This window comes from Yoonia sp., assembly GCF_017854565.1.
Taxonomy (GTDB): domain Bacteria; phylum Pseudomonadota; class Alphaproteobacteria; order Rhodobacterales; family Rhodobacteraceae; genus Yoonia.
Genome location: NZ_JAFMHJ010000055.1, coordinates 1 through 15,546 on the forward strand (window position 1 = coordinate 1; position 15,546 = coordinate 15,546).

A 15,546-nucleotide genomic window follows, 5' to 3' on the forward strand; every position below is an offset into this window, starting at 1 on the left:
CAGCACCGATACCGCCGTTGGCGCCGGTAACGACCGCAATTTTACCTGTCAAATCCGTTGGTGCCGGGTTCATTTTACCGCTCCGAATGTGAGGCCTTGAACGAGCTGCTTTTGACACAGCCACCCGAAGACGACGATAGGTGCGCAGGCCAATGTTGAAACTGCCGACAGCTTGGCCCAGAAAAGCCCTTCGGGCGAAGAGAACGATGCGACAAGCGCAGGCAACGTACCCGCATCTGAGGCCGTGAGGTTGATGGACCAGAAGGCCTCGTTCCAGCAAAGCACGATGGACAGAAGCGCTGTGGATGCAATGCCACCCCATGCAAGTGGCATCACGATCTGGGTGATTTCGTTATAGGTTGACGTGCCATCCATGCGGCTTGCTTCCAATATCTCTTTGGGGATTTCACGGAAATAGTTGAACAGGATCAGCATGATGATCGGTAGGTTGATCAATGCATAGATAATAACCAGCACACCTTTGGTATCCAGCAGACCCAGCTTTTGCGACAAGATGTAGATTGGCATCAGCACCCCGACGGCAGGCAGCATCTTGGTGGACAGCATCCACATCAGGATATCCTTGGTCCAACGGCCGGGATTAAAGGCCATCGCATAGGCCGACGGTATCGCAATCAGCATCGCGAGCAAGGTGCCACCCACCGATGTCACAATCGAATTCCATGCAAATTTGGTGTAGTCTGTGCGATCTTGGATCAGAGTGAAGTTTTCCAACGTCGGTTCAAAGAACAGCTTTGGCGGCACTGCGATGGCCTGTAATTCCGTCTTGAAGCTGGTCAGGACCATCCAGAAGATCGGAAAAAAGAACAGGCAGGCGACGATCCATGCGGCAACAACGGCTACCCTATTCTTGAATTGTGCGATTTGTTTATCAGTCATCTGTTTACACCGTCAGGGTTTTGCCAACGGCGCGGACCAGAAAGATCGCGACGATATTGGCAAGAATGATTGCAAATACACCTCCGGCCGAGGCGACACCAATGTCGAACCCCTGAAGTGCTTGGGTGAAGATCAGGTAGGTCAGGTTTGTGGACTGCACGCCCGGCCCGCCACCGGTGGTCACGTAGATTTCAGCAAAGATCGAAAGGTGAAAAATCATCTGAATAAGCAAAACAATCGAAATCGGGCGCGCCAGATGCGGAAGGGTCAGATTCCAGAACTGCGCCCAGAACCCCGCGCCGTCCAAAGTGGCGGCTTCTTTCTGTTCTTGATCCTGCGATTGCAGCGACGTCATAAAGATCAGGATGGCAAAGGGCGTCCACTGCCAGCTGACAATGATGATGACCGACAGCAGTGGAAACTGCGACAGCCAGTCAATCGGTTCGGCCCCGAAAAGATGTGAAACGACTGCAAATAAACCGTAAATCGGGTTCATCATCATGTTCTTCCAGATCAGCGCACTGACGGTTGGCATAATGAAGAAGGGCGAAATCAGCATGACCCGGACAAGGCCCCGCCCCTTGAACGGCCGATCAATCAGAATTGACACGGCAAGTCCCAGAACGACCGATATAGCAAGGACCGAGCCGACCAAGATCAGCGTATTGAGAAGCGCCGGAAGAAAAGACGGGTCCGTCCAGAAGTATTCATAGTTGGACAGGCCAATGAATCCCGACCGCTCTGGATATAGAAGGTTATAGCGGATGGTTGAAAAATAGACCGTCATGCTCAGCGGCACGATCATCCAAAGGAAAAGGACGATAATACTGGGGGCCTGTAGCCATCTGACTAGTGTCGGGTTCATGGGACTGTCCGTAAGCTGGGGGATGTAGGGTGGGGGTGACCCCACCCTACCAAGGGGCCGATTAGTAGTAGCCGGCTTTGCGCATCTCGCGATCAGCCGCTTCTTGCGCATTGGCAAGAGCTTCTTCAACAGTGATGTCACCAGCAAGCGCTGCCGTCATCTGCTGACCTACAGCCGTGCCAATCGCCTGAAACTCAGGGATCGCTGCGAACTGCACGCCGACGTACGGCGACGGGTTCTGGGTCGAGTTTTCAGGATCAGCCGACAGGATCGCCTTCAGCTCTGCTTGTGCAAACACAGCGGCGTCAGTGAAGTTGGGGTTGTCGTAGGTTGACTGACGCGTGCCTGTCGGAACCGCACCCCAGCCATTCGTCGCAGCGACCAACTCGATATACTCCTTCGAGGTTGCCCATTCGATGAATGTTTTGGCTTCATCCGCATTGTTCGTCCCTGCGGGGATCGCCAGCGACCATGCCCACAACCAGTTTGCACCGCGTGTGGTGACCGCCTGTGGCGACTGCGCGAATGCAATCACGTCCGCAACCTGCGACTGCTCGGGGTTTGACACAAAGGATGCCGCGATCGTCGCGTCAATCCACATCCCGCATTTGCCTTCGTTGATCAGCGCGAGAATCTCGTTGAACGAGTTCCCGGATGAGCCCGGAGGGCCGTAGTTGGTCAGCAGGTCGACGTAAAAGCTTACAGCGTGGTTCCAGGCCGGGCTGTCAAGTGCAGGTGTCCAGTCCATGTTGAACCATTGCGCGCCAAAGCTGTTTGCCATCGTGGACAAGAACGCCATGTTGTCGCCCCAGCCCGGCTTGCCGCGCAGACAAATGCCGTAAACGCCGTTTTCCTTGTCTGTCATGGCAGCGGCAGCATCTTGAATGTGGCCCCAGCTTGGGTTGTCAGGCATGGTCATGCCAGCAGCGTCCAGCAGGTCCTTGCGGTACATGATCATCGAGCTTTCGCCATAGAACGGTGCGGCATATAGGTTGCCATCATAGCTTAGACCGTTACGCATGGCGGGCAGAATGTCTTCCACGTCATAGGCATCGCTGAACTCCAGCGCTTCAAGCCAGCCGCGCTCGCCCCAGATGGGTGCTTCGTACATGCCGATGGTCATGATATCGAACTGACCGCCCTTGGTTGTGATGTCGGTTGTCACGCGGCTGCGCAGCGTGCCTTCATCTAACGTCACCCAATTCACGGTGATGCCGGGGTTTGCGGCCTCAAATGCAGGGGTCAGTTTTTGCATTTCGATCATGTGGCCGTTGTTCACCGTGGCGATCGTCAGCTCACCGGCGAACGCGACGGATGCGCTGACGACCCCAAGGGTCACGCCAAGCGCGGTATTAAGAAGAGATTTCATGTTTTCCTCCCAGAAATCGCTGTTGATTTTGCAACGCGTGTCACACACTGACTCCGATAATATTTTGCGGCCTATATGATTTCGTCAAGTTCTGATATATTTTCGACATGCTTCGAGAAAAATGTGAGAAATACTGCCATAATAGTATAAGCATTTGAGTCAGGAAGAGCTATGCCCGAAAGTTGGTGACGGCGTGATCAGGCGGCGGTTTGAAGTTGCTTGATCCCGTCCTTGAACGCAATTCCTTCGATTATCTCGGGGATAGGGTTGGTGCCATCGAGTTTGCGCCATTTGGTTTGCGGTGACATCATCAGCTTGAAGGCCATGGTGAGGCCAGTTTTGCGGCTGAGGCAGCCCTTGGTTTTGCCCGTGCGGTGTCGGACGGTGGCAAAGGTGCTTTCTATGAGGTTGGTCGTTCGGATGTGTTTCCAGTGCTCAGCTGGAAAATCATAGAATGCCAGGAGCACGTCGCAGTCTTTGGTCAGTTTGGTGACGGCCTTGCGGTATTTCACGCCATAGGTTGTAACGAAGAAATCGAAAGCGGCCTCGGCGTCCATGCGGGTTTCAGCTTACCAGCCTCTCGGGACATTGCTTCGCAATGCCCTGTCGGCCAGTGGATGTCGTGCAGATGGCCCTTCGCTTTGGCCTGAACCGATTTTGGCATCGCATTCAGCGCATTGCCGGTTTTGTGGAACCAGCAGCGCTGCTCTTTCGTGGCCCCAAAGACCTCGCGCAGAGCATTCCAGAACCCGAGCGCCCCATCGCCAATGGCCAGATCAGGCGCATGGGTGAGACCGCGTCGCTGCAGATCAAGCAACAACTCTCGCCAGCTTTGGGTGCTTTCGCGGTAGCCGTCGGCGAGGCCGATAATCTCTTTGCGGCCCCACTCATCAGCCCCGATCAGCACCAGAACACATTGTTTTTCTTCCGCCATTCGGGGCCGGAAATAGACGCCATCCGCCCGGATGTAGACAAACCGCCGCGCGCTCAGGTCGCGCCGCTGCCAGCGATCATACGCGTCCCACCAATCAGCCTTGAGCCGTGAAATCGTGCTTAAGGACAGTCCCGCCGCATTGGGTCCGAGCAGAGCAGCAAGCGCTTCGTGAAAGTCGCCGGTAGAAATACCTTTGAGGTAAAGCCAGAGCAGCAACTCTTCGATGGATTTGGCTTTCCGCAGATAGGGCGGCAGAATCGTTGACGTGGACCGAACTTTCTCGGCGGCGTCGCCCCGGTCCCTCACACGGGGCACCTTGACCGGCACCGCGCCGATCCCGGTAATCACCTCGCGCTCAGGCAGGTGACCATGGCGCACCAGCCGCGCGCGACCATCGTCCGTTTTGTCGGGAGCATAGGCCTCCAGCAGAACAGCGAGCTCGGCCTCGACGGCTTGCTCAATCAACCGCTGCACGCCGGATCGTAAAAGTTCTGCCAGAGGGTCGGGCGGAAATCCCTGTGGATCGGGCAGTTGGGTAATGGTATTTGTCATCATGTGGCATATCCTTTCTCAGATGAGAATTGCGGCGCGTGAACAACGCCATGATATGCCGCCCCTCAGGGGTCATCACCAACTTTTAGCATCTCCATGATGATGGCCGCCTGCACAACAGACGGATCATCCAGCACAGGTTGCACGTCTTCCCCCGCCCCCGCCTGACTGCCAGCAAGCGCGCGCATGGCGTCGCAGATAGGGTGGAAAATGGGCCACGCCCCCAGAGACAGTCCCGGCGTCACATCATAGAGAAAACAATTCTACAAAACCTAAACATGACTTACTAAAATTAATACAGCCTTGTGGCGTTTAGTGAATATACCGCTTAAGCTGTTTTCTACAAAAGTGAGTATCGTCAATGGTGCGGCAAACACATAACTCTCAGGTCGAGCGTGACATCGACGAAAACCTCAGGCGGGTATACCGTACGATCGTAGAACAAGAAGTGCCCGACCGTTTCATGCAGCTGCTTGAGAAATTGCGTCGGCACGGTCACGGGACCGGCACGTGAACATGCTGCGCGGCGCGCCTGATCCGCGCGACGAAATACTCTCTGTGCTACCTGCGATGCGCGCTTTCGCGCTCAGCCTCGCACGCAATGCCAGTGTCGCGGATGATCTGGTGCAGGATACCATCGTCAAAGCCTGGAAAAGTTTCGACAGCTATGAAGCCGGAACGAATTTGCAGGCGTGGCTGTTCACGATTCTGCGAAATACCTATTATTCGGATTTGCGCAAATCGGTCCGCGAACGCAGCCATGCCGAAGCATATATCGCCCGTGCGGACACTGACGGGCCCGGGAACGACGGGCACATCGCCGTTTTGGATTTTGAAAAAGCATTCGCCAGCCTACCTGACGAACAGCGCGAGGCGCTTGTTCTGGTCGGTGCCAGCGGCATGTCTTACCAAGATGCCGCAATCACGTGCGGCGTGGCCGTTGGAACGATCAAAAGCCGGATCAACCGAGGTCGGAAACGACTGGCCGATCAGTTGGGGCGGACGGGCGACGGTAATCCCGCCTAACGCGGACCGCACGAGGCGAAGATGGGTCGGAATTTCCGGCAGATGAACATTAACTTGGGTAAGCGTATTCGCGAATAAGACCCCAGATAGTGTGATTGATATCCCGCAGTTCCGCTATCGCACCATCAATCCCCGCGACGGCGGCCACATCGACGGCCTGTGTCTGGCCCATCTTGATCGCGTCCTTTCGGTCTGCGATCCGCATCAGGATCGTATGCGATACCTCGGCATTTGAATCGAACGCATAGATGCAGTGGTTATAGCGATTGCGCAGTTGCCCGGCCTTTTGCACCCGCTCAGTCACACCAAGTATCGCCTTGCGCTCGGCTGCTGCGACCCGGCCCAGCTTGGCCATGCGCTGGACCAGATCAATCCGCGCACGCGATGTGTTCAGCGTCAGGAAAATGACCGTCGCCGTCTCCATGTCGACACGGGCCAGACCGCTGATCAAATGGATCAGAAGGCTTTCGGTATTCGTCCACGCATAGTTCAGCTTGCCCACCAACAGCAAGAAGGCGTCAAAGCTGTTGGTTTGTTCCGCACTCACCGCAGCGTATCTCCCTGTCTGACGGCGTTGGCCCCAAGATATGTCACAGCCGCCTCGGTCCGGTTCCGCACGCCCAGCTTTGCAATGATATGGTGGATGTGCAGCTTCACTGTGCTTTGGGACAAGGTAAGCCGCTCTGCGATGATCTTGTTCGGCGCACCTTTGGAAAGCAGCGCCAGCACCTGCGTTTCGCGCGCGGTCAGGCCCTGCATATCGTCGCTGCACATATTTGGATCGGTCGTCGCACCTGCCTCAGTGCTACCAGCCAACGACCCATTCCCGCGACTTTTCGTGCGGCCGCTTTGCTGGTCAAGCAAGATTTGCATTACATCGCCCGACACGTATTGCTCACCTGAAATCAACAGCTGAAGGATTGAGATGGTCGCGTCGACCTTCGTTCGCATCGGCAAAAAGCTAAGCTCCTCCAGATGGCGGAACCCGTCATCCGACGTCAAAACCCGGCGCAACTCGGCCAGGTTTTCATAGGCCAAGACAGCGCGCACTTTTGGCGCGCGGTCTTTGACTTGGCTCAGGCTGACCAATGCGCGTGCGCCAAAACCGCTGCCCATGATAATAAATGCAATGCGCTGCGGGTCTTCTGCGACGACCCGCTCGGCCTCTTCGATATGACGTGCGCACACGACGTCAAAATGCGCGACCTCGTCTCGAACCAGTCGCAGGTAAATATCGGAAAAGCAGGCGTGATCACCGACAAACAGAATAACAGGCAGATCATTTCCCATGTCACGCGGGCTAAAATTCTCAGTTCGCATCGATACCTCGCTTCCAATTTAATATTCACAAACAATGCCATCACCCAAAGGCGACTTGCCTGAGTTCAACATCAAAAAAACGGCTTTTGACGACGCCACCAAAATAAAGGCGCCATGATTAGGGTGCAGAATACGGCCAAAATAAGCCTGAACCGACCGCAATGTTAACACATTCACATTGAGCAGCCTAGAGAATCACAAAGAAAACAGGAAATCCGTTGGTTCATAACGGTTTGGACACCATCCAACGGTCTGTTTTTTGGCGGCGCGACCTAAGGGTGTAAACCTTTCGATCTATCAAACCGGCGAAACCTGACCCTTTGCGCCGACGACACCGCGAATCTGCCCTGCCCGTTCTGCCAGCTAGTCGATCACCCCGCGATGGTGCGAGGATGATCAGGTCACAGGCTTCGTGACGTTGCTGAAAAACAAGTGATCCGAAGCTCCAACAGATGTCACTGCGCCAGTCCTGAACTGGAAGTCGCGATATCCTTACGCCGCAACACGCGGTCTGTCTTGGTTCGGATCAGAAAGGGGGGCGAAACGTATCTAACCGTCTAAGCCAGATACACCCCGGTCCGCGCCTCATGGCGCACCGGATTTCAATGCAAACCTGCGTCTTGTCCAATGGCCACTTTATAGATGAGCAGTGGTCCGGCTGGCGCATCAGTGAAAGTCGAAAAAATGTCCACAAGAAACCACTACTACATGCCCTGGAACAACCAGGAACAGGACCAGCACCAAGGTCAGGCCGAAGCGCAGCTGCAAGGTCAGTTGCAAGGTCAGGGCCAGCATCAGAGCCAAAGCAGTGAAAACGAAAATGGCAATGAAAACGGCAATTTGAATGGTTCGCTGAACCTCAATGGCAATGCCAACGGCAACCTGAACTTCAACGAAAACGATGCCGCGAACAGTGCGAGCAACAGCGCGACCAACGCTGCGAACAACACAACCGACGTTCACACCGTCGTTGATACAGACGTCAGCGTCAGCGCAAACGTCGACCTGTCAGGCTATGCGCCAACGGACGATGATTTCGCAGACATCGACATGTCACACATGTCCGTTAATGACATTATCATGGCCAAGGGCGACGTGAACTACGATCCCGGCAACGAGTTGAACATGAAGGATATCCTGACGGATGCCCTGAATGGCGAAGGCAATGATTCCGGCACGATCAACGGTCAGTTCAATAACTTGGTCGACAATGACTCGCTGCACAATGCGACTGTCGGCGGCAGTCTGACACAGACCAACACGTCGTCTGGCGGCACTGCAACATCCGATGATGGCATCGACGCCGGGTCCGAGGATGGCGAAGGCGGCTTTGGTGGCTTCCCACACATGCAAAGTGGATTTGATGGCGGCCATGGCGGCTACGGAGACGATGACGATAACGGTCTGGACTCAGGCAACTGGGGCAGTTCCAACGGCGACGACGGCTATGTCTCTGGGCAGTCCATGTCTTCGGCAGCGTCCGCAATCGACACAACGGCGTTCAACCAGAGCATCGTGATGGGTGCAAACGTGTTGGGCAACACCGTTGATATGACCATCGTCGGTGGCAACATGACATCGACCTACGTCGGCGACGACAGCTCTGACGGAGCATAAGAAATTGCTCCCCGCCACGGCTGACCGTGGCGGGGACACTTCGCCTTAGGCATATGACCCAAACCAAGGGCCCCTGCCCCCCGAAACATCGTTGAACACATTGGTGATTCAGATGCCAATCGACAAAATTTCAGAGATCATTTCACATTTCATCGGCACCTTCGCAATCACCGACGGCGAAGGTCGGCTGCGCGAACAAACCGACGGGTTTCGTCACACCGCCGACGGCGACATCCCGTTTGAAGGCCACGACACCGCCACTCTCTTATTGCGTGCCGCTTATGAGGCTGTGGGACATGATCCCGGTCTCACTCCCTTTATGTTTTCCGCCCTTGCGCCGGGTTGGTTGCAAGATGCGGGCATGTCAGCCATCAGTAACTTGCCCACCGTTGTTTTCCGCCTGGCAGCACCTGACCCCGTGCATGCCGGACTGCTGCGCATACATGCGCCGCACGCGGATTCAGCCTTTAGTTTGGTACCGCCCCCACCGTCTGCGATTGCGGTCGTAAGCCACCAGATCAATATCATGTCCGACAATGATATTATGTTGTCGGGTGGCAATGCGGACTTCGTTGACCTTGCTGCATTTGATGCAAAACTCGGGGAACTTGTCTCGGTGGCTGACACGCTGACCCCGGCGGCAATGGGCAATCCCCTTACCGCGCTGCTTGATGCACCGGCCTATTTCGCGACGATAGCTGCCGATTATGCGGGCCGTGGTGAAACCGCCCCGCAGGATGCGACCGCTACAACGCTGTCGGGCAATGCGGTGCTGGGTACGACGATCAATGGCGTGGCCGCCGATGCGGCCCCCGATTTCATCGCATTGCTTCCACAGTATTTCCAAGACGACGATACCCAGTCCGACCCGGACGACGCGCCCCCGCCATTCACGGACATTGATGGCTCGGCTCACACCGCTGCGGCACTTTTTGACGTAGAGGATGGCCATTTCGTGAATGCGGGGGGCAACCTGATTGCGAACGAAGTTGCGATTGTCTCGCAGCCGGTCGATGCAGCAGTTATTGCGGTTATGGGCGACGTCGTATCGCTTGCGGCAATTTCACAGGTGAACGTCCAGCGCGACGTTGACAGCGGCCATAATGCGCCGGTTTCGCCAACGCAGGCCATCAACGCCGCAACCGTCGCATTACGCTCCAGCGTGAACGACGCGGCAATGGCAGAGCCCACCGACGTCCTGCCTGAAATCTGGGGTGTTACCCGCATCGAGGCCGATCTGATCACCGTGAATTGGCTCCACCAGTATAATTTCGTCACCGACAACGACTGCGCCCAGATTACGTTTTCGGGCGAAGACAGCTATCTCGACTTTGGTGGGAACACCGCCCTCAATCAAGTCAGCCTGCTTGAGTTCTGTCAGGGCTACGACCTGATTATCGTGGGCGGTCAGATGATCAACATGGCCTTGATCACGCAGACCAACGTATTGCTGGACGACGATCACGTCACCTATGATGGCGATTGGCCTGCAACCGTTTCGATTGGCGACAACCTGATTTTCAACAACGCCAATATCGACTTCACGGGCGTCGATACCTATACTGCGATGACCGACGCCTTTGCCAATGCGGGCAATGCCCTTGCCAATGGCGGCACGACGCTAGACGCGGCGGTCGCCCAAGACGCACTGTTCGCCGGGCATGAATACCTTAGCGTGCTCTACATTGCAGGTGACCTGATCAATGTCACATCAATCGAGCAAACCAATATCCTTGGCGATGCAGATCAGATCGGCGTCGAATTAGCCGCGCTGGAGGACCGCCCAGACGAACCGGACGGCCCACTGACCATCACCACAGGATCAAACGCGGTCGTGAACCTTGCCACGATTATGGAATACGGCATGGATTCAACCGTTCTGGTCGGCGGCGAGGTATACGATGACCTGCTGCTCTATCAGGCGTCCTTTATTGATCCCGATGCCGATCCGATTGGCGTGGCCACCGTGCCGCTAGCCAATGAAGCCGTCGCTTTTCTTGCAGACGATATGATGACCGATAGCGGTACTGCGGACACAACCTTTATTGCGCCGACCGATGACGCAGGCGCATCACCTGATGTGATGCAAACCGTCTTGGCGTGACCCCCCCAATAGATTTGCCGGAGGCACGACTTTGAAAGATCATGTTTTTACCAGTCAGCGCAACGCGGACGCCGATGGTGATGAGGCCAAGAGCCCGTTCACCCTGCAGCCACATATGCGGATTGACAAGACCGCCACTGACGGCCCTCAAAGCGGGGATATCATCGACCAGCCCGCCAATAATGCCGCGCCGCCCGCAGCGACTGGCAGCGGTGGCGGCAAGAACGGTGGCCCGACAACCCCGTTTCACAAACGTATCGGTCCTGATGGCTTTGCGGATGCGCTGAACATGGGCGTGCGCGCCGTGCGGCGTAACATCGCCTTTGTGATGCTGCTGACGCTGGGCACCAACGTCCTGATCCTGGCGATCCCGATCTATCTTTTCCAGATTTCGGACCGCGTGCTGACCAGCCGGTCGGTTGATACGCTGATCATGCTGACCGTTGTGATCGTCGGCGCGGTATTGGTGCAGACCATTCTGGATGCGTTGCGTCGCTTTATCTTGATGCGAAGCGCCGTAGAAGTCGCGGCAAGGCTTGGCGCCCCAATCCTAAGCGCAGCGGCGCATGCGTCGCTGCACGGCAATGGTCGCGAATATCAAACACTGGCCGACTTGCAGCAGATGCGCGGTTTCTTGGTGTCCGGCACGCTGATTTCGTTTCTCGACGTTCCGTTCGCACCGCTTTTCGTGATCGTCATCTTTATGGTTCACCCCCATCTGGGCAGTATCGTCATCATCACGTCGCTGGTGCTTTTGGTGATCGCCGTGATCAACCAAAAGATGACCGCCCGCCCCTTCGCCGAAGCAAATTCAGCCCAAAGCCGCGCGAACATGCATCTGGATTCCATGGCGCGCAATAGCCAGATCATCAACGCATTGGCCATGGTTCCAGAGGCCGTACGCATCTGGGGTAAAGACACGGCGACATCGCTGACCGCACAGGTTCATGCGCAGGATCGCAACATCATTTTCGCTTCGATGTCGCGGGCGGCGCGCCTGCTGACCCAGATCGGGATGCTGGGATGGGGGGCCAACCTTGCCATCCAAGGCGAGATCACAGGCGGTATGGTCATCGCTGCGTCAATCATCGCGGGCCGCGCACTTGCCCCCATTGAGGGGTCAATCGAAGGCTGGAATTCGTTTCTACTTTCGCGCGCCGCCTATGGCCGAATTGCCGATCTTATGCGCCGTTCGCGCAGCCGGTTCGAACGGCTGGTGCTACCCCACCCCGAGGGCCGGCTGGACGTCGAACGGCTGCTCTACGTACCCGGCGGCACCAAGCAGGTCGTCCTGAACGGGCTAAGCTTTCACCTGAACCCGGGCGAGACGTTGGGCGTGATCGGCAACTCTGGCGCTGGCAAGACGACGCTGGGCAAAATGTTGGTTGGGTCGATCCTGCCGACGTCGGGCAGTGTGCGACTTGACCTGATGGATCTGCGCAACTGGGACCCGCGCCAACTGGGCGAGTGTATCGGTTACGTCCCACAGGACGTACAGTTGTTCCCCGGGTCTATCAAAGACAACATTGGCCGTATGCGCGACGACGCCACCGATGCCGACATTCACCGCGCTGCTGTGCTGGCCGATGTCCACGAAATGATCGCCGCCCTGCCCCACGGGTATGAAACCGTTGTAGCCGCAGATGGGTCGCCCTTGTCTGGTGGACAAAAACAGCGGGTCGCACTGGCGCGCGCGTTCTTTGGCGATACCCGCCTTCTGGTATTGGACGAGCCGAATGCGAACCTTGATGCCGCCGGTGACCGCGCACTGGCCCGCGCGATCGAGCACGCCAAGCAAAGCAAGATCACCGTCGTGGTCATCACGCAGAAACCGTCACTGCTCAAGGTCGTGGATAAAATCATGATGATCGCTGACGGGAATGTCGCCCTGTTTGGTGTGCGTGATCAGGTTCTGCAAAAACTTGCCGAACGCAGCACGAATAATCAGGAGATTACAAAATGACCGTCCACTCTACTGCTGTGGTTCCTGCGAATTGGTATGACGAAGTGCCCCGCTCTGTCAGACGCCATGTTATGTTCGGGATCGCCCTGATCATCGCCGCCTTCGGGGGCTTTGGCGTATGGGCCACAACGGCCCCTTTGGCCGCCGCCGTCATTTCACAGGGCAGCTTTATCGCCACAGGCCGCAACAAGATCGTCCAACACCTTGAGGGTGGCATCATCCAGGAGATCTATGTCAGCGAGGGCGACGCCGTCGCCGCAGGGCAAGTGCTTGTCCGGCTGGACGAAACTGCGGCGCTGGGACACGAGCGGGAACTGTTCCTGCGCCAGATCAGGCTCGAGGTCGCGCGCACCCGCTTTCAGGCGGAATACGAACAGTTGGACGCGTTGGTCTATCCCCCACATCTGGCCGCCCTGCGCGCCGACCTGGAAGTTGCGATGATGATGGACAGCCAAACCCTGGCTTTTCAGGTATCCATGCAGGGTCTGCAAAATGATGTGGCGTTGCTGAACCGCAGCATTGATGCGCTGACTATCCGCTCCAGCGGCTATGCCAGTCAACTATCTGCAACCCAGCTACAAATGTCTTTGATGGCCGAGGAATTGGCAGACAAGACCACCCTCCTCGACAAGGGCCTGATCCGGCGTACCGACGTAAACGTGATCCGCCGCGCCATGGCCGAAGCCGACGGTCAGATCGGACGCCTTGCCGCAGAGATCGACGAAATCGAAGAAGTTCGGGGGCGCTATGCCGCGCAGATTGAACAAACGTTGGGTGAACGCCGGGATGCGGCTCTGGACGAGTTGCAGAAAGTTGACGCTGAACTGGACGGCATCCGCGAACAAGTACGCACCGCTCAGGCCATCCTGAACCGGGTCGAAATCACGGCCCCCGTGTCGGGCACAATCGTCAGGCTCTATTATCACACAGCCGGTGGCGTCGTCGAAAGCGGCAAGGCTATCGCCGAAATCCTGCCTGCAGACGAGCCTTTGATCATTGAAACGCAAATTCCGCGCACCGATATCGACAGCGTCCAAATTGGGTACCCTGCCACAATCCGGCTCTCAGCCTTAAATCAAAGGACAACGCCGGTTTTAGCCGGTACGGTCTACTACGTTTCCGCCGATACGGTATCGAACGCTGGCGATAGCACGGCGCAAGAAGTCTATGTTGCACGCATTTCCATCGCATCGGACGAGCTGTTGCGCGTACCCGGCTTTTCGCCCACACCCGGCATGCCCGCTGAAGTCATGATACAAACGGCAGAGCGGACTTTTGTGCAATATCTTGCCAAACCGATCGTCGATAGCATGTCCCGCGCCTTTCGCGAGCAGTGACGGCCTGTCACGGCTTTGTCGCGCAAATCGGGTAAGGGGATTCATCTCGCGAAACCAGCGTGATAGCTGGAGGGCATGAGCAACTGACCGCCAACAAAGGACAAGACCACGAATTGGCCTTCGTCCCCCGGCGGCACATACAGCAGGTCTATGACCAGCGTCATCAACGATATGTCGTACCGCCCTGCCCCACCTCCCTGCGCGCAAAACCCCCCTCCAGGCCTTTCAAGCGCGGCCTGACGGAGCCGGTCGTTGCCAAATGGGTAGAGAGGCGGTGATGTGATGTAGCCGTCACTGCATTCAGACTGTCAGCGGCATGATTGATCGGGTTATAACGGTGCTTGTGCGCGATCAAATTGGCCATAGTCACGACGTATCTTGTAAATTGCAGCCTGCTCCAGCCCCGGTGTGCTGATCTGCGCCTTGAGCAGTTTCAGGGCTGCAACCGATCCCCTCACGCTCGCCAAAGCAACAAATTGTTTGTCATGGTTCATACTCTTGAAACCGGCAAACGCAGGGATGGCGGGTGGTTGCGTACCATAAAGCGCCACAACATGGGCCGTGTCAGATGCAGGTAAGGCCGGATCAATTGAACGGGGCGCGTTGTGTTGCCAATGCAGAATGCGTTCGCCCACGCGGATCCGGTAGTCGGCAAAATGTACGCGGCGCCCAGCCGATTGTGATTTGCGATGTGTCGCATCAGCGCGCCAGGCGATAATGTCCTCCTCGCTTTCCCAAAGTTGGTGCGACAGCAACAAACCGTCGTCGTCGAGCGCGGCATAGCGATCAAGAAATGCAAGGCCGGTGTGGCGTGCGAGGACCGGACGCAGCAGGGCCACATGTTCAAAATAATGTTCCAGATGACCCGGATGGGGGCGCACCTCGAAAAACAGCGCATGCATGTCGCGTTCCCCTTTTTCAAAATCCAAAATATGCAGGCGACCCAAGAATGCTGCGCGGAACGGGCAGCTAAAGCGCGGGTGCCCCTGAGGCCAGTCATCACTCAGGATATACTCCGGAACGGCGTTTCTCAACGGGCAAGTGCAGGCCCGAAGAGCCCCACCAGACCCGGGGTCTGGCGCAATGCCAAGATCAAACCATCCTCAGCGTCCACACCCGCTGAAACCATCCTACCGCCTTGGCGGACCTGTTGCTCACGATCCCGCATGTGCCGGTATTGCGCGGCGCCGTGGCGCCGTGGCTGTGTCGGCGGCGCTCGGCCACTTCGCCCTGAGCGGCCAATATGCGATACATCGTGCGGATCGAACACAGGTAGGTTCCCTCATCCAGCAAGGAGGCAAAGACTTCGGTGGGTGTTTGATCCGCAAAACGGGGTTCGCGCAGATGGTGCAGCACCTGGTCCCGTTCCCTTTCAGGCAAGGCCCGCGAAGAAGGTGGTCTTGCCTTGCGCAGAGGTGGCGGGGCCGTCAGCGCCGCGCGGTGTCGAAGAACGCTTGCACGGGACAAGGACAGCGCGGAGCAAACGGCAGAGGTCAGACCGCTGCCGGGGGGCAAAGCAATCGCGGTGGCCATCATGATTTGCCGCCGCGCTCTTGCGT

General features: G+C 56.8%; 13 protein-coding genes and 2 pseudogenes. 6 read left to right on the top strand and 9 right to left on the bottom strand.

Going from position 1 to position 15,546, the window contains the following annotated elements; translation table 11 throughout:
* Positions 1 to 69: 69 nt before the first annotated feature.
* The 5 genes and pseudogenes from QZ196_RS15470 to QZ196_RS15490 form a co-directional block, all read right to left on the bottom strand.
* Positions 70 to 900 (bottom strand): carbohydrate ABC transporter permease, encoded by an 831-nt coding sequence (locus QZ196_RS15470; RefSeq protein WP_296428033.1) that lies wholly within the window; start codon positions 898 to 900, stop codon positions 70 to 72.
* 4 nt (positions 901 to 904) lie between these two features.
* Entirely contained in the window at positions 905 to 1,765 is an 861-nt protein-coding gene (locus QZ196_RS15475) for a sugar ABC transporter permease (RefSeq protein ID WP_296428036.1), read from the bottom strand.
* Between the two features lie 61 nt (positions 1,766 to 1,826).
* Positions 1,827 to 3,134, bottom strand: coding sequence for a sugar ABC transporter substrate-binding protein (locus QZ196_RS15480; RefSeq protein WP_296428038.1), 1,308 nt, complete (start codon positions 3,132 to 3,134; stop codon positions 1,827 to 1,829).
* Between the two features lie 197 nt (positions 3,135 to 3,331).
* Positions 3,332 to 4,623: pseudogene (locus QZ196_RS15485) on the bottom strand (IS256 family transposase).
* Between the two features lie 62 nt (positions 4,624 to 4,685).
* Positions 4,686 to 4,808 carry a hypothetical protein gene (locus QZ196_RS15490; RefSeq protein WP_296428041.1) on the bottom strand — a complete coding sequence of 41 codons (123 nt, stop codon included), beginning with the start codon at positions 4,806 to 4,808 and terminating at the stop codon, positions 4,686 to 4,688.
* A 173-nt stretch (positions 4,809 to 4,981) separates the two neighbouring features.
* Here QZ196_RS15490 and QZ196_RS15495 point away from each other — a divergent pair, with 173 nt between their 5' ends.
* Both QZ196_RS15495 and QZ196_RS15500 read left to right on the top strand, forming a co-directional pair.
* Positions 4,982 to 5,134: a NepR family anti-sigma factor gene (locus QZ196_RS15495; RefSeq protein ID WP_296428043.1), complete on the top strand. Its 153-nt coding sequence runs from the start codon at positions 4,982 to 4,984 to the stop codon at positions 5,132 to 5,134.
* Positions 5,135 to 5,136: 2 nt separating this feature from the next.
* The gene (locus QZ196_RS15500) at positions 5,137 to 5,646 is read left to right on the top strand and encodes a sigma-70 family RNA polymerase sigma factor (RefSeq protein WP_296428058.1); all 510 of its coding nucleotides are present in this window, start codon (positions 5,137 to 5,139) and stop codon (positions 5,644 to 5,646) included.
* A 49-nt stretch (positions 5,647 to 5,695) separates the two neighbouring features.
* Here QZ196_RS15500 and QZ196_RS15505 read toward each other — a convergent pair whose 3' ends face one another.
* Both QZ196_RS15505 and QZ196_RS15510 read right to left on the bottom strand, forming a co-directional pair.
* Positions 5,696 to 6,193 (bottom strand): hypothetical protein, encoded by a 498-nt coding sequence (locus QZ196_RS15505; RefSeq protein WP_296428045.1) that lies wholly within the window; start codon positions 6,191 to 6,193, stop codon positions 5,696 to 5,698.
* On the bottom strand, positions 6,190 to 6,966 hold the full coding sequence (locus QZ196_RS15510) for a response regulator transcription factor (protein WP_296428047.1): 777 nt from the start codon (positions 6,964 to 6,966) through the stop codon (positions 6,190 to 6,192). The genes QZ196_RS15505 and QZ196_RS15510 overlap by 4 nt, the downstream gene beginning before the upstream one ends.
* A gap of 684 nt (positions 6,967 to 7,650) precedes the next feature.
* On the opposite strand from QZ196_RS15510, the gene QZ196_RS15515 reads away from it, so the two are divergent.
* From QZ196_RS15515 to QZ196_RS15530, 4 genes are all read left to right on the top strand, one after another.
* Complete coding sequence (locus tag QZ196_RS15515; protein ID WP_296428050.1) at positions 7,651 to 8,583, top strand: hypothetical protein; 933 nt, start codon at positions 7,651 to 7,653, stop codon at positions 8,581 to 8,583.
* 112 nt (positions 8,584 to 8,695) lie between these two features.
* A complete protein-coding gene (locus QZ196_RS15520) occupies positions 8,696 to 10,687 on the top strand; it encodes a hypothetical protein (RefSeq protein WP_296428051.1) in 1,992 nt (663 codons plus the stop codon).
* Between the two features lie 115 nt (positions 10,688 to 10,802).
* On the top strand, positions 10,803 to 12,650 hold the full coding sequence (locus QZ196_RS15525; RefSeq protein WP_296428060.1) for a type I secretion system permease/ATPase: 1,848 nt from the start codon (positions 10,803 to 10,805) through the stop codon (positions 12,648 to 12,650).
* Complete coding sequence (locus QZ196_RS15530) at positions 12,647 to 13,987, top strand: HlyD family type I secretion periplasmic adaptor subunit (protein WP_296428053.1); 1,341 nt, start codon at positions 12,647 to 12,649, stop codon at positions 13,985 to 13,987. Before QZ196_RS15525 ends, QZ196_RS15530 begins: the two co-directional genes overlap by 4 nt.
* Before the next feature lie 329 nt (positions 13,988 to 14,316).
* Here the strand turns inward: QZ196_RS15530 and QZ196_RS15535 are convergent, their stop codons facing one another.
* Positions 14,317 to 14,889 (bottom strand): antibiotic biosynthesis monooxygenase, encoded by a 573-nt coding sequence (locus QZ196_RS15535; protein ID WP_296428056.1) that lies wholly within the window; start codon positions 14,887 to 14,889, stop codon positions 14,317 to 14,319.
* Between the two features lie 190 nt (positions 14,890 to 15,079).
* Positions 15,080 to 15,546 (bottom strand): annotated as a pseudogene (locus QZ196_RS15540) (hypothetical protein); the annotation flags it as partial.

What these genes read in the sequence shown, in the direction of transcription:
- QZ196_RS15515 (WP_296428050.1), top strand. Translation starts at nt 7,651, where the DNA reads ATGTCCACAAGAAACCACTACTACATGCCCTGGAACAACCAGGAACAG.
- QZ196_RS15475 (WP_296428036.1), bottom strand. Translation starts at nt 1,765, where the DNA reads ATGAACCCGACACTAGTCAGATGGCTACAGGCCCCCAGTATTATCGTC.
- QZ196_RS15520 (WP_296428051.1), top strand. Translation starts at nt 8,696, where the DNA reads ATGCCAATCGACAAAATTTCAGAGATCATTTCACATTTCATCGGCACC.
- QZ196_RS15480 (WP_296428038.1), bottom strand. Translation starts at nt 3,134, where the DNA reads ATGAAATCTCTTCTTAATACCGCGCTTGGCGTGACCCTTGGGGTCGTC.
- QZ196_RS15495 (WP_296428043.1), top strand. Translation starts at nt 4,982, where the DNA reads ATGGTGCGGCAAACACATAACTCTCAGGTCGAGCGTGACATCGACGAA.
- QZ196_RS15525 (WP_296428060.1), top strand. Translation starts at nt 10,803, where the DNA reads ATGCGGATTGACAAGACCGCCACTGACGGCCCTCAAAGCGGGGATATC.
- QZ196_RS15490 (WP_296428041.1), bottom strand. Translation starts at nt 4,808, where the DNA reads ATGCGCGCGCTTGCTGGCAGTCAGGCGGGGGCGGGGGAAGACGTGCAA.
- QZ196_RS15535 (WP_296428056.1), bottom strand. Translation starts at nt 14,889, where the DNA reads ATGCATGCGCTGTTTTTCGAGGTGCGCCCCCATCCGGGTCATCTGGAA.
- QZ196_RS15500 (WP_296428058.1), top strand. Translation starts at nt 5,137, where the DNA reads ATGCTGCGCGGCGCGCCTGATCCGCGCGACGAAATACTCTCTGTGCTA.
- QZ196_RS15530 (WP_296428053.1), top strand. Translation starts at nt 12,647, where the DNA reads ATGACCGTCCACTCTACTGCTGTGGTTCCTGCGAATTGGTATGACGAA.
- QZ196_RS15470 (WP_296428033.1), bottom strand. Translation starts at nt 900, where the DNA reads ATGACTGATAAACAAATCGCACAATTCAAGAATAGGGTAGCCGTTGTT.
- QZ196_RS15510 (WP_296428047.1), bottom strand. Translation starts at nt 6,966, where the DNA reads ATGCGAACTGAGAATTTTAGCCCGCGTGACATGGGAAATGATCTGCCT.